The following is a 22,926-nucleotide window of genomic DNA, read 5'->3' as shown; positions in this document are numbered from 1 at the left end:
AGCCGCGGCGGTGCGNCCGCGACCGCGGCCCCGTCGCCCTCGCTCAGTCGCCCTTGACGTTGACGACCTGACGCAGGGTGTGCCGGACCTCGACGAGGTCCGCGGCGTCGGCCATGACGACGTCGACGTCCTTGTAGGCGGCCGGGATCTCGTCGAGGAACGCGTCGGTGTCGCGGTACTCGATGCCGCTCATGGCGTCACGCAACTGCTCGCGGGTGAACCGCTTGCGCGCGGCGGTGCGGCTGAACACCCGCCCGGCACCGTGCGGGGAGGAGTTCAACGACTCCCGGTTCCCCCTGCCGACGACGACGTAGCTGGCGGTGCCCATCGAACCGGGGATCAGGCCGGGCCGGCCCGTCGAGGCGTCGATGGCGCCCTTGCGGGACAGCCACACCCGGCGCCCGTAGTGCTCCTCGCGCGCCGTGTAGTTGTGGTGGCAGTTGATGCGCTCGTCCTCCTGCACCGGCTCACCGAGGAACTCCCCCAGCCGGGCGGTCACCCGGTCCATCATCTCCTCGCGGTTGAGCAGCGCGAAGTGCTGGGCCCAGTACAGGTCCGCCAGGTAGTCGTGGAACTCCTGCGTGCCCTCGACGAGGTGGGCCAGGTCCCGGTCGGGCAGCTCCAGCCCCTCCCGGCGGGCGCGCTCACGGGCGACGGCGATGTGGTGCACCGCCAGCTTGTTTCCCGGCCCCCGCGAGCCGGAGTGCAGGAACAGCCACACGGTGCCGCCCTCGTCCACGGACACCTCGATGAAGTGGTTGCCGGAGCCGAGGGAGCCCAGCGCCAGCCGCCAGCGCGGCACCAGGGACTCCCGGAACGCGGCGCGGTGGGGTTCCAGCCGCTCCAGCTCCGCGATCCTCGGGGCGGCCGTGGCGCTCACCTCCCGGTTGGCGGCGCCGGCGGACAGCGGCACGCTGCGCTCGATCGAGGTCCGCAGCACCGCCAGGTCCTTCCCGCGCAGGCGGTCGGCCGTGAACCGCGTGCGCACCGCGATCATGCCGCAGCCGATGTCGACCCCCACGGCCGCGGGGATGATGGCGCCCTCGGTGGGGATGACCGAGCCGACGGTCGCGCCCTTGCCGAGGTGCGCGTCGGGCATGAGCGCGACGTGCGGGTGGATGAACGGCAGGCTCGCGGTGGCCAGCGCCTGCCGGCGCGTGCCGTCGTCCAGGATCGACGCCCAGTTCAGCAGCTTGTCGTCCAGCTTCTCCACGTCCTGCCCCTTCCTGCACCGGTGCCCGGCACCGGTTGTCCCGCAACGGCTCTCGTCGCGGGCACGAGGATCGACGGTAGACGTGGCCGGCGCCCGCGCCCACCGGTTTTCCCCCACCCCTTCGTACCCGCGCCACCGGCACCCCGCGAGCGCGCCGGTGGCGCGCTCCTCACCCGCGCCGGGCGGCGGCCCCCAGCCGCCAGCCCGCTCCGGCGCGCTCCGCGGTACCGCTGAGCTCCAGGCGCCCCAGGAGCGCGTGGACGGCGGCGACCTCCAGCCCGGCCGCCTTGGCGATGCGCTCCACGTCCGCGGCACCGCGGCGCGGCAGGGACTCGGCCACGCGCAACTCGTCGGGGGCGAGCCCGTCGAAGGGGCGCCGCGGCACGGCGGGCGCCGGCGGCGCCGGCACGGACCCCACGGGCGCGAGGAGCTCGGCCGCCTCCTCGGCGGAGGTGACGCAGACCGCGCCGCGCTCGCGCAGCAGCCGGTGGCAGCCGGCCGACGCTGCGGAGGTGACCGGGCCGGGGACGGCACCGACCGGCCGCAGCAGCCGCTCGGCGCGGTCGGCGGTGGACAGGGCCCCCGAGCGCCACGCGGCCTCCACCACCACCGTGCCGCACGTCGCCGCCGCGATGAGGCGGTTGCGCTCCAGGAAGCGCCACCTCGTGGGCGAGGACCCGCAGGGCACCTCGCTGACCAGGGCGCCTTCGCGGGCCAGGCGCCCCAGCAGGGCGGTGTTGCCGGCCGGGTAGGCACGGTCCACACCGCCGGCGAGGACCGCCACGCTGACACCGCCCACGGCCAGGGCGGCGCGGTGGGCGGCGGCGTCCACCCCGTAGGCGCCGCCGCTGACGACGCCGAAGCCGCGGTCGGCGAGGCCGGCGGCGATCTCGGAGGTGACGTGCTCGCCGTAGGGCGTGCAGGCGCGGGCACCGACGAGCGCGGCGCTGCGGCGCACCGCCTCGGCCAGGTGGACCGGACCGCGCACCCACAGCGCCAGCGGCGCCCCCGAGGGCCGTTCGCCCGCGCCGCAGCGGGCCAAGGCGTCCACACCGGTGGGCCACTCGTCGTCGCCGGGGACCACGAGCCGGCCGCCGACCGCCCGTGCGCGGGCCAGGTCCGCGGCCGGGTCGGTGTCCTCCAGGCGCGTGCGCCAGCGCTGCGGGCCGCGACCGGTGACGACGGCCTCCAGCGCCAGGGCCGCGCCGACCTCGGCGACCAGTGCAGCCGCGGCCGCGTCACCGGGCTCGGCCAGCCGGCTCCACGCGGCACGCGCCAACCGCTCGTCCTCCAGGGCGGCGCGCAGCGCCGGCGGCGCGTGCCGCAGCGGCGGCGGTGCGGCGACGTGCTCGCCTCGTGCGCCGCCGCTCACGCCGCCGCTCCCGCCGGGCCGCCCGGCAGACCGCGCAGGGCCAGGGCGCGCCCGACGTCGTCGCGGTCGGGAGCGGGTGCTCCCCGCAGGTCCGCCACCGTCCAGGCGACCCGCAGGACGCGGTCCACGCCGCGCAGGGTCAGCGCCCCGCGCTCCAGGGCGCGGTCGAGGTCGGCGGTGACGGCCGGCGGCAGGCGCAGCGGGCCGCGCAGCAGCGGCCCGCGCAGCTCACCGTTGCACCGGGCCCCGTGCGGGCGCAGGCGCTCCCCGGCGAGGGTGCGCGCGGCCCGCACGCGGGCCGCGACCACGGCGGTGCTCTCGCCGGGCACGGCGTCGGCCACCTCCGCCCGGGTGACGGCCCGCACCTCCACCCGCACGTCGACGCGGTCCAGCAGCGGCCCGGACAGCTTCGCCGCGTAGCGCCGCCGGGCGTTCGGGGTGCAGGTGCACTCCAGCGCTCGTCCGACGGCCCGCCCGCACGGGCAGGGGTTGGCGGCCAGCACGAGCTGGAAGCGGGCCGGGTAGCGGGCCGCTCCGCGGGCGCGGTGCAGCACGAGCTCACCGTGCTCGAGCGGCTGGCGCAGCGCCTCCAGCACGCGGCTCTCGAACTCGGGCGCCTCGTCGAGGAAGAGCACCCCGTGGTGGGCGCGGGAGGCGGCCCCGGGCCGGGGGATCCCCGTGCCTCCGCCCACCACCGACGCCACGGAGGCGGTGTGGTGGGGGTCCTCGTACGGGGGCCGGGTGATGAGGGCACCGGCACCGGTGCGAGCCCGCAGGGTGCCGGCGACCGAGTGGACCGCGGTGACCTCGAGGGCCGCCTCCTCGTCGAGGTCCGGCAGCAGCCCCGGCAGCCGGGCCGCGAGCATCGTCTTGCCCGCACCGGGCGGGCCGTTCAGCAGCAGGTGGTGGGCGCCGGCGGCGGCCACCTCCAGCGCGAAGCGCGCCTCGGCCTGCCCCACGACGTCCGCCAGGTCCGGGGCGGCAGCTTCCGCGAGCGCCGGCGCGGCGGGTGGCGCGAGGAGGGCGGTGGGGTCGTCGGCCGGCTCGGGCGGGGCCTCGCCGCGGTAGTCGGCGACGAGCTCGGCGAGCCGGTGGACGCCGCGCACCCGCACCCCCGGCACCAGGGCCGCCTCCTGCGCGGTGGCGGCGGGCACCACGACGGTGCGCACGCCCGCGCGGGCGGCGGCCAGCACCGCCGGCAGCACCCCGTCCACCGCCCGGACGCTGCCGTCCAGGCCCAGCTCACCCAGGTGCACGGCGCCGGCCGAGGCCTCGGCGGGCAGCACCCCGGCGGCGGTGAGCGCGGCGACCGCGACGGCGAGGTCGAAGGAGGAACCGGACTTCGGCAGCGTCGCCGGGGAGAGGTTGACCGTGAGGCGCTGCAGCGGCAGCCGGTGGCCGGAGTTGGCCGTGGCGGCTCGCACCCGGTCGCGCGCCTCGCTCAGGGAGGCGTCGGGCAGCCCGACGAGGACGAACGCCGGCAGCCCGCCGGAGATGTCGGCCTCCACCTGCACCAGGTGGCCCTCCAGGCCGACCAGGCCCACCGCCAGGGCCCGCGCCAGGGCCATCAGGACACCCCGCGCAGGTGCTCCACGTGCGCCGCCCCGCGCACCGGCAGCGTCACCGCCACCACGTCCAGGCGCACGTGCGGCGGCCGCAGCCCCGGGTGGGCGTGCAGCCACTCCCCCGCCAGGCGCCGCAGCCGGGCCACCTTGGCGGGTGTGACGGCCTCCAGGGGGCTGCCCGCGCGGGTGCTGCGGCGGGTCTTGACCTCGCACACCACGAGGCAGTCCCCGTCGCGGGCCACGATGTCGATCTCCCCGGCCCGGCAGCGCCAGTTGGTCTGCAGCACCGTCATGCCGGCCTCACCGAGCCGGCGGGCCGCCAGCCGCTCGCCGTAGCGCCCGACCTCGTCCTTCGCGCCCACGCGCACCACCTCCGGCACGCACCCTCGCCGGGCGGGCGCCCCGGGCCCGCGCCGTCCACAGCGCGGTGCGTCGCGGGGGGTGCGCGCGCCGCCTGTGGAGAGCGCGGCGCGTCAGCGCTCGCGCAGCTGAGGGGTGTCGGGCACCTCGATGTCGCGCTTCTGCAGCTCCTCGACGTTGACGTCCTTGAACGTCACCACGCGCACGTCGCGCACGAACCGCGCGGGGCGGTAGACGTCCCACACCCAGGCGTCGTGCAGGTTCAGCTCGAAGTACGTCTCCCCGTCGCCGGTGCGCACCTGCAGGTCGACGGAGTTGGCGAGGTAGAAGCGCCGCTCCGTCTCGACCACGTACGAGAAGAGGGACACCACGTCCCGGTACTCCCGGTAGAGCTGCAGCTCCATCTCGGTCTCGTAGTTCTCCAGGTCCTCGGCGCTCACGGCACCATCATGCCCTCCGCGTCCCGCGGGCGTCGTCGGCGCCGCGCGGGGCCGGCAGCACTCCGGTGGGCAGCGCCGCGGCGGGCAGCCGCCAGCTGAGGCGGTGCTGGGGGCAACGGCCGTGCGCGGCGATGGCCGCCAGGTGCCCGGGGGCGCCGTAGCCCTTGTTGGCCGCCCAGTCGTAGCACGGGTGCGCGGCGTGCCGCTCGGCCATGAGCGCGTCGCGCGCCGTCTTGGCCAGCACGCTGGCGCCGGCGACCGAGGCGCACGTGGTGTCGGCCTTGACGCGGGTGGTCACGGGCGGGGCGGCGCACGGCTGCTCCGGCCCGGCCAGGCCCGGCAGGGCGTCACCGGCCGGATCGCTGAGCCAGTCGTGCGCGCCGTCGAGGACGACCACCGAGGGGGCGACCGGCAGCTGCGCCAGCGCGCGCCGGCCCGCCAACCGCAGGGCGGCGGTGATGCCGAGCGCGTCCACCTCGGCCGGCTCCGCGTGCCCCACCGCCCACGCCTGCGCCCACCCGCGCAGCCGGGGGGCCAGGTCGTCGCGGGCGGAGGGGGTCAGCAGCTTGGAGTCGCGCAGGCCCTGCGGCGCCGTCGGGGTGCCCGGGCCGACGACGAGCACGCCCACCGTCACCGGCCCCGCGAGCGCCCCCCGGCCCACCTCGTCGACGCCGGCGACGAGGTGGTGGCCGGCGCGCAGCAGGGACCGCTCCAGGCGCAGCGTGGGCGCGGTGGGTGCGCGGCGCGCGCCCGCGGGGCTCACCGGGCGGCTCACCCGACCCCGGAGCGGCCGGGGACGTCGTCGAACGCGTCGGGGGTGCCCAGCCAGTCCAGGTGGTCCAGCGGCCACACGACGGCGTGGGCGCGGCCCACGACGTGGTCCAGGGGCACGAAACCCTCGTACTGGGCGCCGCGGTTGTAGCGGGAGTCGGCCGACTCGGCGCGGTTGTCGCCCATGACCCACAGCCGGCCCTCGGGGACGACGACGTCGAAGGGGTCCCGGCTGGGCTCGGCGTCGGGGAAGAGGTAGCCGCTCTCGTCGACCGGCTCGCCGTTGACGGTGGTGCGGCCCTGCGCGTCGCAGCACACGACGTGGTCGCCCGGCAGGCCGACCACGCGCTTGATGAGGTGCTCGTCGGAGTCCTCGGGCAGCAGGCCGACGAAGGTGAGCACGTCGGCCACGACGGCACCCAGGGGGCTGCGCTCCGGCTCGGGGGTCTCGGCCAGCCAGCCGCCCGGGTCGGCGAACACCACGACGTCGCCCCGGTGCAGCGTGAACGGGCCGGGGGTCAGCTTGCTCACCACGACGCGGTCGCCGATGTCGAGGGTGCGTTCCATGGACTGCGAGGGGATGTAGAACGCCTGCAGCAGGAAGGTCTTGACGACCAGGGAGATGACGAGGGCGACCGCGACGACGAGGACGGTCTCGCGCACGGCGGCCACGACGCCACCGCCGCGGGGACGCGCGGGGCGGGCCGCGCCCGGCTCGGCCGGGGGTTCGGGTGCGTCCCGCTCGCGCGCGGGTTCCTCGGCGTTCACTCGCCCTCCCCGCGGCCGACGACCTCGATCTCGGACAACGGCCAGCTGACGGCCACGACGCGACCCACGAGGTCCTCCAGGGCGATGGTTCCCCCGCCGGGTGCGGCGAGGTGGGACCGGGAGTCCACGGACTCGCTGCGGTGGTCGCCCATCACCCACACCCGTCCCGGGGCGACCTCGATGTCGAACTCCACGTCGCTGGCGCTGTCGCCGGGGTGCAGGTAGGGCTCGTCCAGGGGGGTGCCGTCGACCGTCAGGCGCCCCTGCTCGTCGCAGCAGGCGATGCGCTCGCCGGGCAGGCCGACGACGCGCTTGACGTAGTCGCTCTCGCCCGGGTGGAAGCCGAGCAGCGAGCCCAGGGCTGCGCCGAGGCGGGCGAGGCCCCGCGGCTCCTCGGGAGCGGGGGCGAAGGTGCCGGTCCCGTCGAAGACGACGACGTCGCCGCGCTGCACGTCCTGCGCCCCGACCCGCCAGACGAGGACGCGCTCGCCCGGCTCGAGGGTGGGGCTCATCGAGTCGGAGGGGATGGAGAAGGTCTGCACCACGAAGCTGCGCAGCACCAGGGCCACCAGGAGCGCGACGGCGAGGACCGCGACGGCGCGGGCCCCGGGCGACGTCCGCCGCCTGCGCGGTGGCGCGGTCGTCGGCTGGGTGGTCGTCACGGGGCTCCTGGCGGCGTGGGCTGCTGCGGTCGCGCGGCAGGCGGACCCGGGCGCTGCCCGATCCTAGTGCCCGGGTCCTGCGGGGACGCCGTCGCGACGCGGCGCAGGCGTGAGGGAGCCGTGGAGGAGCCGCGGGACGACGACGGGCCGGGCCCCCGTGGGGGCCCGGCCCGTCGTGCCGGACGTCGTGCCGGACGTGGCGCCGCGGAGGTCAGCCGCGGGGCGTCGAGGAGTCGCGACGCTCCTTGATCTTGGCGGCCTTGCCGCGCAGGTCGCGCAGGTAGTACAGCTTCGCGCGCTTGACGTCACCGCGGGTGACGACCTCGATCTTCTCGATGACCGGGGTGTGCAGCGGGAAGGTGCGCTCCACGCCCACGCCGAAGCTGACCTTGCGGACGGTGAAGCTCTCGCGCACGCCGCCGCCGGTGCGGCGGATCACGACGCCCTGGAAGACCTGGACGCGCGAGCGGTTGCCCTCGACGACCTTGACGTGGACCTTCAGGGTGTCGCCGGGGCGGAACTCCGGGACGTCGGTGCGCAGGCTGCCGGCGTCGACGTTGTCGAGCACGTTCATGGTGTCGCTCTTCTCCCCCGCCGGCGCCACAGGTCCCCGGCTCGGGATTCGGTCCCGCGACGGTCTGCTCCGGGCGGGTGCGGCCCCCTGTGGCGGGCGCACCCCCGCTGCCCGGGGGCAGCGGTCACCGGCCGTCGCGGCTGGTTGTGGGGTCAGCCGTCCAGTCTGCCACAGCTGGGAGGGCCGGACCGAACCCCGTGGAGCCGTCCGGGGTGAACCCCTCCTCGGCGAGCACGCGCAGGTCCGCGGCGTCGCAGCGCGCCGGGTCCAGGCGAGCCAGCAGGTCGGGGCGGCGGCGGGCGGTGCGGCGCAGCGCCTGCTCGCGGCGCCAGCGGGCCACCGCGCCGTGGTCGCCGCTGGAGAGCACGGCCGGGACGTCCAGGCTCCGCCAGCTGGTCGGCTTGGTGTACGCCGGGTGCTCCAGGAGCCCGTCGTGCTCGGCGGCGTGGCTCTCCTCGGCCAGGCTGGCGGCGTTGCCGACGACGCCGGGCAGCAGGCGGGCCACGGCCTCGACCACCACCAGCACCGCGACCTCGCCGCCGTTGAGCACGTAGTCGCCCAGCGACACCTCGCGCACCCGCACCCCGCGGGCGCGGTAGTGCTCGGCGACGCGCGCGTCGATGCCCTCGTAGCGGCCGCAGGCGAAGGCGAGCCACGGCTCGGCGGCCAGCTCGACGGCCGCGGCCTGCGTGAAGACCTCCCCCGCCGGGCTGGGCACGAGCAGCACCGGGCCACGGCCGTCGTCGTCGGCGGGCGGGTCGGCCAGCACGGCGTCGAGCGCCTCGCCCCACGGCTCGGGCTTCATCAGCAGTCCCGCGCCACCGCCGTACGGGGTGTCGTCGACGGTGCGGTGGCGGTCGTGGGTGTGTTCGCGCAGGTCGTGCACCCGCACGTCCAGCAGCCCCTGGGCGCGGGCCTTGCCGATGAGGGAGAGGGACAGCGGTGCGAGGTACTCGCCGAAGATGGAGACGACGTCGACGCGCACGCTCAGCCCTCGTCCCCGCCGGGGCGGGTGTCCGCGTCGGTGTCCGCGTCCTGGTCCCCCGGCAGCTCCGCGAACAGCCCGCCGGGCGGGTCGAGCACCACCCGGCCGCCGGGCACGTCGACGACGGGCACGAGGCGCTCGACGAAGGGCACGAGGACCTCGCGCCCGTCCGTGCCGGTGACCACGAGCAGGTCCTGGGCGGTGCCGGTGACCAGGTCGGCCACCGTGCCCAGGGCGGTGCCGGAGGCGGTGACGGCGGCCAGGCCGCGCAGCTGGTGCGGGTACCAGGCGTCGTCCTCGGCGGCGGCGTCCTCGTCGACGTCCGCGAGCAGCAGGGTGTTGCGCAGCGCCTCCACGGCGCTGCGGTCGGCGGCCTCGGCGAACGCGGCGAGCAGGGTGCCGTTGTGCCAGCGGGCGGACTCGACGGTCAGCGGGCCGCGCGCGGCCGGGTCGGTGCGCAGGACGGCGCCGGGGGTGAAGCGCTCCTCGGGCGCGTCGGTGCGCAGCTCGAGGGTCACCTCGCCGCGCACGCCGTGCGGACGGCCGATGCGGGCGACGACGTACTCCACGGGCTCTCCAGGGCGGTGTCTCGAGGGGGACGCAGCGAGCGCCGGGGTCGCGGTGCGNGCGACCCCGGCGCTCACCGGTGGTTCGGGTTCAGCGGCGGTCGACGTCGACGAGGTCGACGCGGACCTGCCGGTCGCCGGCGAGGGCACCGACGACGGTGCGCAGCGCCTTGGCCGTGCGGCCGGAACGGCCGATGACCCGGCCCAGGTCCTCCGGGTGCACGCGGACCTCGAGCAGGGAGCCGCGGCGCGACGCCTTGGCCGTCACGCGCACGTCGTCCGGGTGCCCGACGATGCCGCGCACGAGGTGCTCGAGAGCGTCCGCGAGCACCGGATCAGGACTCCGAGGCGGGGGTCTCCGCGGCGGCCGGGGCCGGAGCCGAGGCCGGGGACGCGGCAGTCGCCTGCTTGGTGGTGGCGGACGGCTGCTGGTAGCGGCCCTCCTGCCCCTTGGTGCCCTTGAACTTCTGCCAGTCGCCGGTGACCTTGAGCAGCGCGGCGACCTGCTCGGTCGGCTGCGCGCCGACGCCCAGCCAGTACTGCGCGCGCTCGGACTTGATCTCGATGGTCGAGGGGTGCGTCATCGGGTTGTAGACGCCGATCTCCTCGATGGCGCGACCGTCGCGCTTGGAGCGCGAGTCGGCGACGATGACGCGGTAGAAGGGCGAGCGCATCTTGCCGAGGCGCTTCAGTCGGATCTTGACAGCCACGTGCGGGAGTCTCCGGTTCTCATCAGGGTGAGCTGTCACCAGCCGGTGTGGGGACGCCGGGCGGTGCTGCTCGTGGACGCGAACATCCCCGGGTGAGAGGGTCCCTGGGCGTTCGGGTGCACCCGCCATTGTGCCAGAGGTCCGCGGCCCCGCTCGACCGGCCCGACGGCGCCCTCAGCGCGGCGCGCCACCGGCCACGACCCGCCCCCGCAGCACCACCGCGCGGGGGCGGCGCAGCACGCCGAGGTCGGCGCGCGGATCGCCCTCCAGGACCAGCAGGTCCGCGCTCGCACCCTCGGTCAGCGCCGGGTGCCCCAGCCAGCGCCGCGCCGCCCAGGTGGCCGCGTCCAGGGCCGCTGCGCGCGGCAGCCCGGCGGCCGCCAGTTCGTGCAGCTCGTCGACGACGAGGCCGTGCGGCAGGACGCTGCCGGCGTCGGTGCCGGCGAAGACCGGGGCCCCCGCCTCGTGCAGGGCGGCGACGGTGGCGTACCGGCGGGCGTGCAGAGCCCTCACGTGCGCCGCGTACGCGGGGAACTTCGGCTCCCCGCGGTCGGCGATGCCGGGGAACGTGGCGATGTTGACGAGGGTGGGCACGACCGCCACGCCGCGCGCGGCCACGGCCTCGACGGTGGCCGCGGTCAGGCCGGTGCCGTGCTCGATGCCGTCCACCCCGGCGGCCAGCAGGTCCTCCAGGCCCTCCTCGCCGAAGTGGTGCACGGTCACGCGCGCCCCCGCCTCGTGCGCGGCCTCGACACCGGCGCGCAGCACGTCGGCGGGCCAGCAGGGCGCGAGGTCGCCGCGGGAGCGGTCGATCCAGTCACCGACGAGCTTGACCCAGCCGTCGCCGCGGCGGGCCTCGGCCCGGACGAACGCCACGAGGTCCTCGGGTTCGATCTCGTGGGCCAGGCCGCGCAGGTAGCGCTTCGTGCGCGCGATGTGCCGGCCGGCGCGCACGATGCGCGGCAGGTCCTCGCGCTCGTCGATCCACCGGGTCTCGGAGGCCGAGCCGGCGTCGCGCAGGAGCAGCGCCCCGGCGTCGCGGTCGGTGAGCGCCTGCGCCTCGCTGGTCGCGTCGTCGACCCGTCCGGTGGGCCCGACGCCGACGTGGCAGTGGGCGTCGACCAGGCCGGGCAGCACCCAGCCGGGTGCGCGCGTGGTCGTGACCCCGGCGGGGCGGGAGAAGGTCAGGTGCCCGCCGACGACCCACGCCTCGCCGCGCACCTCGTCGGGACCGGTGAGCACCGGCCCGGACAGGTGCAGCGCCTCGGCGGCGGCCACGTCGCAGCCCTTCGCGCGCCCGGCCTCAACTGCCGCCGAGGAACTTGTCGAAGCCCTTCGGCAGGTTCAGCTGCGAGGGGTCGAACTCCGCCGGGGGCTGCTGGGCGCCGAACGCCGAGCCGCCGTCGGAACCGCTCGTGATCGCCCGCGACGCGGCCGCGCGCTCCTGCTCGGCGCGCTTGGCGGGGTTGCCGGACTTGCCCTTGCGGCCCTTGGCGGCCGCGGCGCGCGCCTTCTGCTTCTTCGAGGCACCGCCCGGCACGCCTGGCATCCCCGGCACGCCCGGCAGGCCGCCGCCGCCGAGGCCCTTGCGCATCTGGCGCATCATCTTCTGCGCCTGCCCGAACCGCTCGAGCATGTCGTTGACGGCCGAGGTGCTCTGCCCGCACCCGGCGGCGATGCGGGCGCGGCGCGAACCGTTGATGACGCGCGGCTGGCGACGCTCCAGCGGCGTCATGGAGCGGACCATGGCCTCGATGCGGTCGAACTCGCGCTCGTCGAAGGCGTCGAGCTGGTCGCGGATCTGCGCCATGCCCGGCAGCATCCCGAGCATCTTCTTGATCGAGCCCATGTTGCGCACGGCGTTGAGCTGCTGCAGGAAGTCGTCGAGGGTGAAGTCCTCGTCGGCGGCGAACTTGGCCGCCATGGACTGCGCCTGCTCGGCGTCGAACGCCTTCTCGGCCTGCTCGATGAGGGTGAGGACGTCACCCATGTCGAGGATGCGCGAGGCCATCCGGTCGGGGTGGAACAGCTCGAAGTCGTCGAGCTTCTCGCCGGTGGAGGCGAACATCACCGGCCGGCCGGTGACCTGGCGCACCGACAGGGCGGCACCGCCGCGAGCGTCGCCGTCGAGCTTGGTGAGGACCACGCCGTCGAAGCCGACGCCGTCGCGGAAGGCCTCGGCGGTGGCGACGGCGTCCTGGCCGATCATCGCGTCGAGGACGAAGAGCACCTCGTCGGGGGTGACGGCGGCGCGGATGTCGATGGCCTGCTGCATCATCTCGGCGTCCACGCCGGTGCGGCCGGCGGTGTCGACGACGACGACGTCGAAGTGGTGGTGCTGCGCGTGCTCGACGCCCGCGCGGGCGACCGCGACGGGGTCGCCCACGCCGTTGCCGGGCTCGGGGGCGAAGACGTCCACGCCGGCGCGCTCACCGGTGATCTGGAGCTGGTTCACCGCGTTGGGGCGCTGCAGGTCGCAGGCCACCAGCAGCGGGCGGTGCCCGTTGTGCTTCAGGTAGCGGCCCAGCTTGCCGGCCAGCGTCGTCTTCCCCGCGCCCTGCAGGCCGGCGAGCATGATCACCGTCGGGGGGTTCTTGGCGAAGCGCAGCCGGCGGGTCTCACCGCCGAGGATGCCGACGAGTTCCTCGTTGACGACCTTGACGACCTGCTGCGCCGGGTTCAGCGCCTGGTTGATCTCCTCGCCGGTGGCGCGCTCGCGCACGCGCTGGCTGAACTCGCGCACGACGGGCAGGGCGACGTCGGCGTCGAGCAGGGCGCGGCGGATCTCCCGGACCGTCGCGTCGACGTCGGCCTCGGAGAGGCGCCCCTTGCCTCGCAGGGACTTGAACGTCGCGGTGAGGCGGTCGGAGAGCGTGGCGAACACGCCCCACAGCCTACGGGAGTCGCGGGACGGGGCCGCCGCAGCGGGGCCGCCGGGCCCGCGTCAGCCCGGCACCTCGGCGGCGTCGGACAGCGCCCGCACCGCGATCGCCACCCGCGGCGGCGTCAGCAGCCGCCCGTCCGGTTCGGCCAGGTACAGGGTGTCCACGGCCTGGGCGGCGTAGGTCGCCACGTGCGCGGAGCGGATGTCGACGCCCTCGACGGCCAGCGCCCGCCCCAGCGCGTGCAGCAGACCGGGGCGGTCGGCGGCGCGCACCTCCAGCACCGTGGCCCGCTCGGAGGCCCCCGGCAGGATCACCACCCGCGGGTGGGCCACCAGCGAGCGCAAGCCCCCCGCGGGCCGCGGGGTCTGCGCGTCGCGGGCAGCCAGGCGGTCCAGCAGGGTCGCGTCACCGCCGGCGATGCGCTCGAGCCCCACCCGCAGCAGCTCCGCGGACGGCGGCTCGCCGTCCGCGGTCTCCACCCACCAGGAGTCCACCGCCACGCCGCCCAGGGTGCGCACCAGCGCCGAGCGCACGAGCAGCCGGTGCCCCGCCAGCAGCCCGGCCAGGTCCGCGAACAGGCCCGTGCGGTCGGGCGCGACGACGGTGACGACGTGGAAGCCGTCGACTTCGCGCACGTCCACGCGGGGGCGCCCGTCGGCGGCCGCGGCGGCGGCCAGCGCCTGCTCGGCGGCGTCGAAGCCCGCCGGGGCGGGCACCGGCTCGCCGGCCAGGTGGGCGCGGGCGCGGGAGACGAGGTCGTCGACCAGCCTCGCGCGCCAGGGCGACCACGCGGCCGGGCCGGCGGCGCGCGCGTCGGCCTCGGTCAGGGCGCGCAGCAGGTCCAGCACGTCCGCGCGCCCGCCGACGGCCGCGACCAGCGCCTCCACCGTGCGCGGGTCGTCGGGGTCGCGGCGGGTGGCGAGCTCCACCAGCGTCAGGTGCTCGGCGACCAGCCGCTCCACCACCGCGGTGTCCGCGGCCTCCAGGCCGGCGCGCTCGCACACCTTCCGCGCCAGCGGCGCGCCGGTGCGCGCGTGGTCCCGGGCGCCGGCGACCTTGCCGATGTCGTGCAGCAGCGCCGCCAGCAGCAGCAGGTCCGGGCGGGGCACGTCGCGCAGGAACACCTGCGCGGCCACGGCGGTCTCGACGAGGTGGCGGTCCACCGTCCACCGGTGCACCGCGTTGCGCTGGGGGCGGTTGCGCACGGCCGTCCACTCCGGCACCCAGCGCTCCACCAGGCCCACCAGGTCCAGCTGCTCCCACACCGGCACCTGCGCGGGACCGGCGGCCAGGAGCTCCAGCAGCGCCTCGCGAGCCCCGGCCGGCCACGGCTCGGGCAGCGGCGGGCAGGAGGCCAGCAGGTGCTCCAGCGTCACCGGTGACAGCGGCAGCCCGGCGCGCACGGCGGTGGCCGCGGCCCGCAGCGGCAGCACGGGGTCCTGCACCGGGGAGACCCCGGCGCCGAGGACGACCTCGCCGTCGTGCTCGACGAGGCCGTGGCCGAGCGAGCGCAGGCGGGGCCGGCGTCCGGTGGCGCGGAAGCGCCGCGACGGCATGGACTGCCGGGCCCGGCGGGTCGTGGTGCCCACGGCCGCGGAGATCGTGCGGGCGGCCTGCGCGACGGCGGCGAGGAGGACGTCGGCGTCGGCGTGGCCGCACACCACGGCGACCGCGTCCTGCTCGGCGAGCAGCAGGCGGTCGCCCGGGCGGCCGGAGCACGCCTGCAGGCCGTCGCGCACGTCCAGCAGGACGGTGTGGGCCTCGTCCACGGCGCCGTGCGGGCGGTCGGTGAGCCACGTCGCGGCCAGCGCGCGCAGCACGACGGCGTCGCGCAGGCCGCCGCGGGCCTCCTTCAGGTCCGGCTCCAGCAGGTACGCCAGCTCCCCGCAGCGCGCGGCGCGCTCGGCCAGGGAGTCCAGCACCTGCGGGAGCCGGCGGCGCGCGCCGGCGCGCCAGTCGTCCAGCAGGTGCCCGCGGGTGCGGGCCACCAGCCCGCCGTCGCCGGCGACCACGCGCAGGTCCAGCAGACCGGTGGCGGCGGTCAGGTCGGAGGCGGCGACCTCGCGGCACTCCTTCGCGGTGCGCACGGAGTGGTCGAGGCGCAGCCCGGCGTCCCACAGCGGGTACCAGACGCGGTCGGCCAGGGCGGCCACGTCGTCGGCGGCCAGGCTGCGGCCATCGTGCAGCAGGACGAGGTCGACGTCGCTGGCGGGGCCGCAGTCCCCGCGGGCCAGGGAGCCGACGCAGGCCAGGGCGACGCCGGTGGTGGCGCCGACGGGCCCGTCGGGACCGGTGCGGAGCGCGGGCAGCGGGGCGGTGGCCCGGTCCCACACATCGCGCAGGCGCGCCTCCACCAGCTGCACCAGCTCGGCTCGGCGGTGCGGACCGGGCCGGCCGCCCCGCACCGCCAGCGCGAGCCGCTCGGTGCGAAGGTCCACGCTCACCACCGAGCCCGGGGCGCGCGCCGCGGCGGGGCGGCCGGCCGGCCGCCCCGCCTGGAGGAGCTCGTCACAGCGCGTCGGGCCCGTGCTCGCCCGTGCGCACCCGCACCACGTCCTCCACGGACTGCGTCCACACCTTGCCGTCGCCGATGCGGCCGGTCTGGGCGCTCTTGACGACGACCTCGACGACGTCGTGGATGTCGACGTCGTCGACGAGGACCTCCACGCGCACCTTGGGGACCATGTCGACGGTGTACTCCGCGCCGCGGTAGACCTCGGTGTGGCCGCGCTGACGACCGTAGCCGGAGGCTTCCGAGATCGTCAGCCCCTGCACCCCGTACGACTCCAGGGCGGACTTCACGTCGTCCAGCTTGTGCGGCTTGATGATGGCGGTGAGCAGCTTCACGCGGAGACCTCCGAGGTGGCGCCGGGGGTGGCGGTGGTGTGGCGGGGGGCGGGGCGGGTGCCGCCGCCGAGGTGGCCGCCGCCGAGGGTGCCCCAGTCGTAGCCGGACTCGGCGTGCTCGACCTGGTCGATGCCGGCGGCCTCGTCCTCCTCGTCGAGGCGGAAGCCCATCGTCTTCTGGATCACCAGGCCGATGACCCAGGTGACGACGAAGGAGAAGACCAGGACCGCGACCGCGCCGACGACCTGGCGCCACAACTGGTCCACGCCGCCGCCGTAGAGGAGGCCGTCCACGCCGTTGGGGGCGTCGGCGGTGGCGAGGAAGCCCACGGCGATCGTGCCCCACAGGCCGCCGACGAGGTGCACGCCGACGACGTCGAGGGAGTCGTCGTAGCCGAGCTTGTACTTCAGGCCCACGGCCAGGGCGCACAGGACCCCGGCGAGGACGCCGATGACGATGGCGCCGACGGGGCTGACGGCCGCGCAGGCCGGGGTGATGGCGACCAGGCCCGCGACGGCGCCGGAGGCGGCGCCCAGGGAGGTGGCGTGCCCGTCGCGGAAGCGCTCGGTGAGCAGCCAGCCCAGGATCGCGGCGGAGGTGGCCACGAGGGTGTTGACCCACGCGACGGCGGCCGTGTTGCCGGAGGCGACGGCGGAGCCGGCGTTGAAGCCGAACCAGCCGAACCACAGCAGGCCGGCGCCGAGCATGACCAGCGGCAGGTTGTGCGGGCGCATCGGCTCGCGTCCGAAGCCCTTGCGGTTGCCCAGGACGAGGACGAGGGCGAGGGCGGCGGCGCCGGCGTTGATGTGGATCGCGGTGCCGCCGGCGAAGTCGATGGCCTCGATCCCGTTGGCGATCCAGCCGCCCACCACGCCAGCGTCGTCGTTGTCGAAGGCGAAGACCCAGTGCGCCACGGGGAAGTACACGATCGTGGCCCACACGCCGGCGAAGACCATCCACGCGCCGAACTTGGCGCGGTCGGCGATGGCGCCGGAGATCAGGGCGACGGCGAGGATGGCGAAGGCGGCCTGGAAGCCGACGAACGCCATGCCGGGCAGGGTGCCGGAGAGGTTGTCCTCGCCGAGCAGGCCGCTCAGGCCGAGGTACTCGAACGGGTCGCCGAGCAGGCCGCCGCCGACGTCGTTCCCGAACGCCATCGAGTAGCCGTACAGCACCCACAGGACCCCGATCAGGCCGAGGGCGCCGAAGCTCATCATCATCATGTTCAGGACGCTCTTCGCGCGGACCATGCCGCCGTAGAAGAGCGCGAGGCCGGGCGTCATCAGCAGCACGAACGACGCGCTGGTGAGGATCCAGGCGGTGTCACCGGTGTCCATGGGCAACAGGCCTTCCGGGAGGCCGGCGGGTGCCGGCGGCGGGCGGTGCGGCCGCGGGGTGCGGCGCGGAACGGCCCCCACCGTGGCGGGGGCGTGTTACGTCCGCGGCCACCGCGTGTTTCGTGCCGGTGACGAGCCCCGCCCTCGTGTGAACTTCGCGTTACACCCCTGGGCACGTGGCCCGTCCGCACCAGCGCGGCGACGCGCGGTCACCGCGCGCCACCGGCTGCCTCCCGGCCCCCCGGCCTCCCGGACCGGGCGGTCAGGACAGCAGCGCGTCCACGAACGCCTCGGCCTCGAAGGGCGCCAGGTCGTCGGGGCCCTCCCCCAGGCCGATGAGCTTCACCGGCACGCCGAGCTGGCGCTGCACGGCCACGACGATGCCGCCCTTGGCGGTGCCGTCCAGCTTCGTCAGCACGATGCCGCTCACGTGCACCACCTCGGAGAACACCGCGGCCTGGCGCAGGCCGTTCTGCCCGGTGGTGGCGTCCAGCACCAGCAGCACCTCGTCCACCGGGCCGTGCCGCTCGAGGACCCGCTTGACCTTGCCCAGCTCGTCCATGAGCCCCGCCTTGTTCTGCAGGCGCCCGGCGGTGTCGACGAGCACGACGTCGGCATCGGCGTCGATGCCGGCCTTGACGGCGTCGAAGGCGACGGAGGCCGGGTCGGCGCCGTCCTTCTCGGAGCGCACCGTCGGCACGCCGACGCGCTCGCCCCAGGTGGCCAGCTGCTCGGCGGCCGCCGCGCGGAAGGTGTCCGCGGCACCGAGGACGACGTCCTTGTCCTGGGCGACGAGCACGCGCGCCAGCTTGCCCACGGTCGTCGTCTTGCCGGTGCCGTTGACGCCGACCACGAGGACGACCGCGGGCCGCTCGCCGTGGCGCTCGGTGGCCAGGGAGCGGTCCACGTCGGCCCCGACGGCCGCCAGCAGCTCCTCGCGCAGCAGCTCCTTCAGCCGGGCCGGCTCGCGGGTGCCGAGCACGCGGACCCGCTCGCGCAGGTGGTCGACGATCTCCGTGGTGGGACCGACGCCGACGTCGGCCAGCAGCAGCGTCTCCTCGACCTCCTCCCACGTGGACTCGTCGAGGGTGTCGCGGGAGAGCAGCGCCAGCAGACCCTGGCCGAGGGCGGAGTTGGAGCGCGCCAGCCGCTCGCGCAGGCGGACCAGGCGCCCGCCGACGGGCGCGGGGCGCTCGGGACCGGCCGGCTCCTCCGGCAGTTCGACGACGTCGACGGCGCGGCTGGGCGAGTCCCGCGGCACCTCCGCGTCGTCACCGACCCCGGGCAGGGGGTCGGTGTCCGAGCGGGGGCCCAGCACCGGGCCGCCGGCCTGCCGCGCCTCGCGCGGCGGCAGCGACCGGCGGCGCCGGCGGGGGCGCACCAGGCCGGCGATGGCCCCGACGCCCGCCAGGAGGATCAGGACGGCGACGCCGATGACGATGTCGAGGGTCTCCACGGGCGCCGATCCTCCCAGACCCGACCCGCCGCTCCCGCCGGTGGCGTCAGCGGGCCCGGGCGGCCTCGTCGCCGGAGCGGGCGCGGTGCGCCGCGAGGCGCTGCGCGAGCTGGTGGGCGGCCCGCCGGCCGGTGCGCTCGGCGCGCACGCGGGCCCGGTGCGCGGCGCGCAGCGCCACCGGCGCCCAGCGGGCGGCCAGCGCGTCCAGCCGCGCCACGAGCCGGCTGCCGCGCGCGCGCATGGGCGGGGCGGCGACGGACAGCAGGACCGCCACCGCGAGCCCCACGACGAGGACGAACGTCACGATCAAGGTCGTCAGCACCACGAGGTCCACATTGCCTCCCGCGCACCGGCCGCACCACCGCGCCACGACGGTGTTGCCTCTCCGTGACCAACCCTTCGCAGATGCGTCACCATCCGGCCGCCCTGGTCAGGGCCACCGTGAGACCGGCACGACCACCCTCAGGCCGGCACGGCCTCGCGCAGCCGCTGGCTGACGACGGTGCTGATGCCGTCGCCGCGCATCGTCACCCCGTACAGCGCGTCGGCGATCTGCATCGTGCGCTTCTGGTGGGTGATGACGATGAGCTGGCTGGAGGCCCGCAGCTCCTCGAACAGGGTGATCAGGCGCGAGAGGTTCGCGTCGTCCAGCGCCGCCTCCACCTCGTCGAGGACGTAGAACGGGCTGGGGCGGGCGCGGAAGATCGCCACGAGCATCGCCACCGCGGCCAGCGAGCGCTCCCCGCCGGACAGCAGGGACAGCCGCTTGACCTTCTTGCCCGCGGGGCGGGCCTCCACCTCGATGCCCGTGGCGAGCATGTCGGAGGGGTCGGTGAGGACGAGGCGCCCCTCCCCGCCGGGGAACAGCCGGGGGAAGACCTCCTCGAACTGGGCCGCCACGTCGGCGAACGCCTCGGAGAAGACGCGCTCGACGCGCTCGTCGACCTCCTTGACGATGTCCAGCAGGTCCTTGCGGGACTTCTTCAGGTCCTCGGACTGGGCGACGAGGAACGCGTGCCGCTCCTCCATCGCGGCGAACTCCTCCAGCGCCAGCGGGTTGACCGTGCCCAGCTGGGCCAGGGCCCGCTCGGCGGCGCGGCGGCGCTTGTCCTGCTCGGCGCGCACGTACGGGCGCGGCTGCGGCGGTTCGTCCGGTTCCGCGTCCCCCGGCGCCGGCGGCGAGGGCGGCACGAGCTGGTCGGGGCCGAACTCGGCGACGAGGACGTCCGGGTCGGTGCCCAGCTCCTCGATCGCGCGGGTGCGCAGCGCGTCGATGCGCCAGCGCTGCTGGGCGCGCGCGACCTCGTCGGCGTGCCGGGAGTCGCCCAGGCGGTGCTGCTCGGCGGTCAGCGCCTCCACCGCGCGGCGGGCGGTGCCCACCTCCTCCTCGAAGCGGGCGCGGGCGGCCTCGGCGGCCTGCCGCAGCCGGGACGCCTCGGCGGCGGAGGTCTCCCAGCGGGCCAGCGCCCGCTCGGCGCCCTCGCGCACGCGCCCGGCCACCCGGGCCTGCTCGGCGCGGCGGGCGCGGCGGGCGGCGGCGCGCTCGCGGGCGCGCAGCTCCTCGGCGGCCTGCCGTTCGAGCGCGTCGGCGCGGCCGGCCAGGGCGCGGGCGCGCTCCTCGGTGGTGCGCAGCGCCAGGCGCGCCTCGGTCTCGGCGCGGCCCAGGGAGCGGGCGTGCTCGGTGAGGCGGTCGCGCTCGTCGGTGGAAGTGCCGGCGTCGTCGTCCTCGGGGGCGGCGGAGGCGGCCTCGAAGCGCTCGCCGAGCTCGGTGAGCTGCGCGCGGTCGGCCTCCAGGCGCTGCGCCACCTGGGTGCGGGTGGCGGCGGCGCGCTCGGCCTCGGCGGCCGCCGCGCGCACGGCGGCGCCCAGCTGGGCCAGCTGCTCGGCGACGGCGTTCATCCGGGCGTCGTTCTCGTGCAGCCGCTCCAGGGCGGCCTCGACGCGGTCGGCCGCCTGCTCGCGGGCGTGCTGGGCGGCAGTGAGGGTGAACTGGGCGCGCTGCAGGCGGTGCTCGGCGGCGGCCAGGGCGTCGGCGGCCTCGTCGGCGGCGGCCTGCACCTGCAGCAGGCTGGGCGCGGAGGCCGAGCCGCCCGCGGCGCGGTGGGCGGAGAGCACGTCGCCGTCCCGGGTGGCGGCCACGAGGTCCGGGCGGGCGGCGACCAGCGCACGGGCGGCGGCGAGGTCGTCGACGACGACGACGTCGCCGAGCAGGCGGGACAAGGCGCCGGACAGCTCGGCGGGGGCCTTCAGCAGGGCCAGGGCCGGGCGGGCACCGTCGGGCGCGTCGGCGGCCGCGTGTGCGACCGCGGGTGCGCCGGCGAGGACCATGCCGGCGCGGCCGGCGTCCTCGGCGCGCAGGTGCTCGATCGCGGCGGCCGCCTCCTCGGGTCCGGCCACGGCCACGGCGTCGGCGGCGGCGCCGAGCGCAGCGGCCACCGCCTGCTCCCACCCGGTCTCCACCTCCAGGAGCGCGGCCACCGAGCCCAGCACGCCGGAGAGCGCGGGACCGGCCGCCAGCAGGGCACCGGCGCCGTCACCGCGGGTCAGGCCCAGCTCCAGGGCCTCCTTGCGGGCCGCCCAGCCGGCGCGCTCCTGGGCGGCGGCGCCCTCCTCGGCGCGGGCGGCCTCGCAGGCGGCGTCGGCGGCCTCCAGCGCGGCTGCGGCCTCCTCGTGCTCGGCGTCCAGGTCCTCCTCGCCCTCCTCGACGCCGGCGACCTGGGTCTCCAGGGCGGCGAACTCGCCCTGCGCGCGCTCGCGGCGGCGCTCGGCGTCGGCCAGCGCGCCGGAGAGGCGCTCCAGCTCCGCCTCGGCGGCCTCGACCCGGCTGCGGGCGGCGGCGACCTGCCCGCCGAGGCGGGCCAGCCCCTCGCGCCGGTCGGCGGCGGCGCGCAGCGCGGCGGCCACGCGGCGGTCCTCCTCGGCGGCGGCCCGGTCGGCCTCGGCCCGGCGGGCCAGCACGTCGTCCAGAGCGGCGCGGTGCTCGGCGACCTTCCCCGTCAGCTCCTCCTCCTCGGCGCGCACGCGCGCCGCCGAGGCGGTCAGCTCCTCCGGGTCGCGCCGGCCGGTCTGCTCCTCCGGCTCGGCGGCCAGCAGCCGCAGCCGCTCGGCGGCCAGCGCCCGCGCGCCGCGCAACCGCTCGGCCAGCGCCTGCAGGCGGTGGTGGGTGTCCACCGCGCGCGCGAGGTCGGGAGCGGCCGCCGCGGCCGCCGCCTCGGCGGCGCGCAGGCGCTCGGTGGCCTCCCGCAGGTCCGCCTCCACGCGCTCCTGGCGGGCCCTCAGCGCCGCCTCGTCGGCCTCCTCGCGCTGCAGGGAGCTGACGGCCTGGACGAGGTCGTCGGCCAGCAGCCGCAGGCGCGCGTCACGCAGGTCCGCCTGCACCACCTGGGCGCGGCGGGCCGCCTCGGCCTGCCGGCCCAGGGGCTTGAGCTGCCGGCGGATCTCGCTGACCAGGTCGGCGACGCGGGTGAGGTTGCCCTCCATCGCGTCGAGCTTGCGCAGCGCCTTCTCCTTGCGGCGCCGGTGCTTCAGGACGCCGGCGGCCTCCTCCACGAACGCGCGCCGCTCCTCCGGGGAGGCGTGCAGCACGGCGTCGATCTGCCCCTGCCCGACGACGACGTGCATCTCGCGGCCGATGCCGGAGTCGCTGAGCAGCTCTTGCACGTCCAGCAGCCGGCACTGCGAGCCGTTGATCGCGTACTCGGAGCCGCCGGTGCGGAACATCGTCCGAGTGATCGTCACCTCGGCGTACTCGATGGGCAGGGCACCGTCGGTGTTGTCGATCGTGAGGCTGACCTCCGCGCGGCCCAGCGCCGCGCGCCCGGAGGGGCCCGTGGTGCCGGCGAAGATGACGTCCTCCATCTTGCCGCCGCGCAGGCTCTTGGCGCTGTGCTCGCCCATCACCCAGGTCAGGGCGTCCACGACGTTCGACTTGCCCGAGCCGTTCGGGCCGACCACGCACGTGATGCCCGGTTCCAGCCGCAGCGTCGTCGCCGACGCGAACGACTTGAACCCCTTGAGGGTGAGGGTCTTCAGGTGCACGGACAGGGAGCCTAACTTCGCGCCGGGCCCTGACCGGGACGCCGCGCGGCGGGTGCGGTCAGCGGGTGGTGAAGCCGCTGACGCCGCGGGCGGCACCGCGGTGGCCGACGACGGCGGTGACACGGCCGGGGCGCCCGTGCGCGCTGGGCTGCTCGCGCAGGCGCTCCAGCAGCTCCTCCAACCGCTGCGCCGGTCCCTCGGCGACGACCTCGACGCGCCCGTCGGTCTTGTTGACCGCCCTGCCCACCAGGCCCAGCTCGAGGGCCTGCGTGCGCGTCCACCAGCGGAAGCCGACGCCCTGGACCCGCCCGGAGACGAAGGCGGTCAGCCGCTCGTCCCCCTCCGGCGCGGCGGCCGGTCCGCTCACGTCCTCCACG

Annotated in this window: 22 protein-coding genes; all 22 read right to left on the bottom strand. The window is 76.7% G+C overall.

What is annotated here, in order from left to right; translation table 11 throughout:
* Positions 1-43 precede the first annotated feature (43 nt).
* Positions 44-1,213: an RtcB family protein gene (locus tag MN205_RS17355; RefSeq protein WP_242129564.1), complete on the bottom strand. Its 1,170-nt coding sequence runs from the start codon at positions 1,211-1,213 to the stop codon at positions 44-46.
* Positions 1,214-1,382: 169 nt separating this feature from the next.
* Positions 1,383-2,585, bottom strand: a complete 1,203-nt coding sequence (gene dprA, locus MN205_RS17350; RefSeq protein WP_242129563.1) for a DNA-processing protein DprA — start codon at positions 2,583-2,585, stop codon at positions 1,383-1,385.
* Entirely contained in the window at positions 2,582-4,153 is a 1,572-nt protein-coding gene (locus MN205_RS17345; RefSeq protein ID WP_242129561.1) for a YifB family Mg chelatase-like AAA ATPase, read from the bottom strand. Before MN205_RS17345 ends, dprA begins: the two co-directional genes overlap by 4 nt.
* Positions 4,153-4,512 carry a YraN family protein gene (locus MN205_RS17340; protein ID WP_242129559.1) on the bottom strand — a complete coding sequence of 120 codons (360 nt, stop codon included), beginning with the start codon at positions 4,510-4,512 and terminating at the stop codon, positions 4,153-4,155. Before MN205_RS17340 ends, MN205_RS17345 begins: the two co-directional genes overlap by 1 nt.
* Positions 4,513-4,623: 111 nt before the next feature.
* The gene (locus MN205_RS17335; protein WP_242129558.1) at positions 4,624-4,950 is read right to left on the bottom strand and encodes a DUF2469 domain-containing protein; all 327 of its coding nucleotides are present in this window, start codon (positions 4,948-4,950) and stop codon (positions 4,624-4,626) included.
* Positions 4,951-4,957: 7 nt separating this feature from the next.
* Entirely contained in the window at positions 4,958-5,713 is a 756-nt protein-coding gene (locus MN205_RS17330) for a ribonuclease HII (protein WP_242129557.1), read from the bottom strand.
* 8 nt (positions 5,714-5,721) lie between these two features.
* Positions 5,722-6,489 carry a signal peptidase I gene (gene lepB / locus MN205_RS17325; protein ID WP_242129556.1) on the bottom strand — a complete coding sequence of 256 codons (768 nt, stop codon included), beginning with the start codon at positions 6,487-6,489 and terminating at the stop codon, positions 5,722-5,724.
* The gene (lepB, locus tag MN205_RS17320) at positions 6,486-7,151 is read right to left on the bottom strand and encodes a signal peptidase I (RefSeq protein ID WP_242129555.1); all 666 of its coding nucleotides are present in this window, start codon (positions 7,149-7,151) and stop codon (positions 6,486-6,488) included. The genes lepB (MN205_RS17325) and lepB (MN205_RS17320) overlap by 4 nt, the downstream gene beginning before the upstream one ends.
* Before the next feature lie 211 nt (positions 7,152-7,362).
* Positions 7,363-7,725, bottom strand: coding sequence for a 50S ribosomal protein L19 (gene rplS / locus MN205_RS17315; protein ID WP_242129554.1), 363 nt, complete (start codon positions 7,723-7,725; stop codon positions 7,363-7,365).
* Between the two features lie 124 nt (positions 7,726-7,849).
* Positions 7,850-8,710 (bottom strand): tRNA (guanosine(37)-N1)-methyltransferase TrmD, encoded by an 861-nt coding sequence (trmD, locus tag MN205_RS17310; RefSeq protein ID WP_242129553.1) that lies wholly within the window; start codon positions 8,708-8,710, stop codon positions 7,850-7,852.
* 2 nt (positions 8,711-8,712) lie between these two features.
* Positions 8,713-9,279: a ribosome maturation factor RimM gene (rimM, locus tag MN205_RS17305; RefSeq protein WP_242129552.1), complete on the bottom strand. Its 567-nt coding sequence runs from the start codon at positions 9,277-9,279 to the stop codon at positions 8,713-8,715.
* Between the two features lie 88 nt (positions 9,280-9,367).
* The gene (locus tag MN205_RS17300) at positions 9,368-9,607 is read right to left on the bottom strand and encodes an RNA-binding protein (RefSeq protein ID WP_242129551.1); all 240 of its coding nucleotides are present in this window, start codon (positions 9,605-9,607) and stop codon (positions 9,368-9,370) included.
* A 4-nt stretch (positions 9,608-9,611) separates the two neighbouring features.
* Complete coding sequence (gene rpsP, locus MN205_RS17295) at positions 9,612-9,986, bottom strand: 30S ribosomal protein S16 (RefSeq protein ID WP_242129550.1); 375 nt, start codon at positions 9,984-9,986, stop codon at positions 9,612-9,614.
* A 174-nt stretch (positions 9,987-10,160) separates the two neighbouring features.
* Complete coding sequence (locus tag MN205_RS17290) at positions 10,161-11,264, bottom strand: amidohydrolase family protein (RefSeq protein ID WP_242129549.1); 1,104 nt, start codon at positions 11,262-11,264, stop codon at positions 10,161-10,163.
* Between the two features lie 25 nt (positions 11,265-11,289).
* Positions 11,290-12,870: a signal recognition particle protein gene (gene ffh / locus MN205_RS17285; RefSeq protein WP_242129548.1), complete on the bottom strand. Its 1,581-nt coding sequence runs from the start codon at positions 12,868-12,870 to the stop codon at positions 11,290-11,292.
* A 60-nt stretch (positions 12,871-12,930) separates the two neighbouring features.
* Positions 12,931-15,309, bottom strand: a complete 2,379-nt coding sequence (locus MN205_RS17280; protein ID WP_242129547.1) for a [protein-PII] uridylyltransferase — start codon at positions 15,307-15,309, stop codon at positions 12,931-12,933.
* Between the two features lie 70 nt (positions 15,310-15,379).
* A complete protein-coding gene (locus MN205_RS17275; protein WP_242129546.1) occupies positions 15,380-15,718 on the bottom strand; it encodes a P-II family nitrogen regulator in 339 nt (112 codons plus the stop codon).
* Entirely contained in the window at positions 15,715-17,055 is a 1,341-nt protein-coding gene (locus MN205_RS17270; protein WP_242129858.1) for an ammonium transporter, read from the bottom strand. Before MN205_RS17270 ends, MN205_RS17275 begins: the two co-directional genes overlap by 4 nt.
* A 262-nt stretch (positions 17,056-17,317) precedes the next feature.
* The gene (gene ftsY, locus MN205_RS17265) at positions 17,318-18,511 is read right to left on the bottom strand and encodes a signal recognition particle-docking protein FtsY (protein ID WP_242129545.1); all 1,194 of its coding nucleotides are present in this window, start codon (positions 18,509-18,511) and stop codon (positions 17,318-17,320) included.
* Positions 18,512-18,557: 46 nt separating this feature from the next.
* Positions 18,558-18,845, bottom strand: coding sequence for a hypothetical protein (locus MN205_RS17260; RefSeq protein ID WP_242129544.1), 288 nt, complete (start codon positions 18,843-18,845; stop codon positions 18,558-18,560).
* Positions 18,846-18,973: 128 nt separating this feature from the next.
* Positions 18,974-22,549 carry a chromosome segregation protein SMC gene (smc, locus tag MN205_RS17255; RefSeq protein ID WP_242129542.1) on the bottom strand — a complete coding sequence of 1,192 codons (3,576 nt, stop codon included), beginning with the start codon at positions 22,547-22,549 and terminating at the stop codon, positions 18,974-18,976.
* Between the two features lie 58 nt (positions 22,550-22,607).
* Positions 22,608-22,916 (bottom strand): acylphosphatase, encoded by a 309-nt coding sequence (locus MN205_RS17250; protein WP_242129540.1) that lies wholly within the window; start codon positions 22,914-22,916, stop codon positions 22,608-22,610.
* Positions 22,917-22,926: the final 10 nt, after the last annotated feature.

The organism is Kineococcus sp. TRM81007 (assembly GCF_022669155.1).
Lineage (GTDB): Bacteria > Actinomycetota > Actinomycetes > Actinomycetales > Kineococcaceae > Kineococcus.
Note: the sequence above shows the minus strand (reverse complement) of the source record. Positions and strands in the feature narration are given on the sequence as shown.

What these genes read in the sequence shown, in the direction of transcription:
- MN205_RS17345 (WP_242129561.1), bottom strand. Translation starts at nt 4,153, where the DNA reads ATGGCCCTGGCGCGGGCCCTGGCGGTGGGCCTGGTCGGCCTGGAGGGC.
- rplS (WP_242129554.1), bottom strand. Translation starts at nt 7,725, where the DNA reads ATGAACGTGCTCGACAACGTCGACGCCGGCAGCCTGCGCACCGACGTC.
- MN205_RS17270 (WP_242129858.1), bottom strand. Translation starts at nt 17,055, where the DNA reads ATGGACACCGGTGACACCGCCTGGATCCTCACCAGCGCGTCGTTCGTG.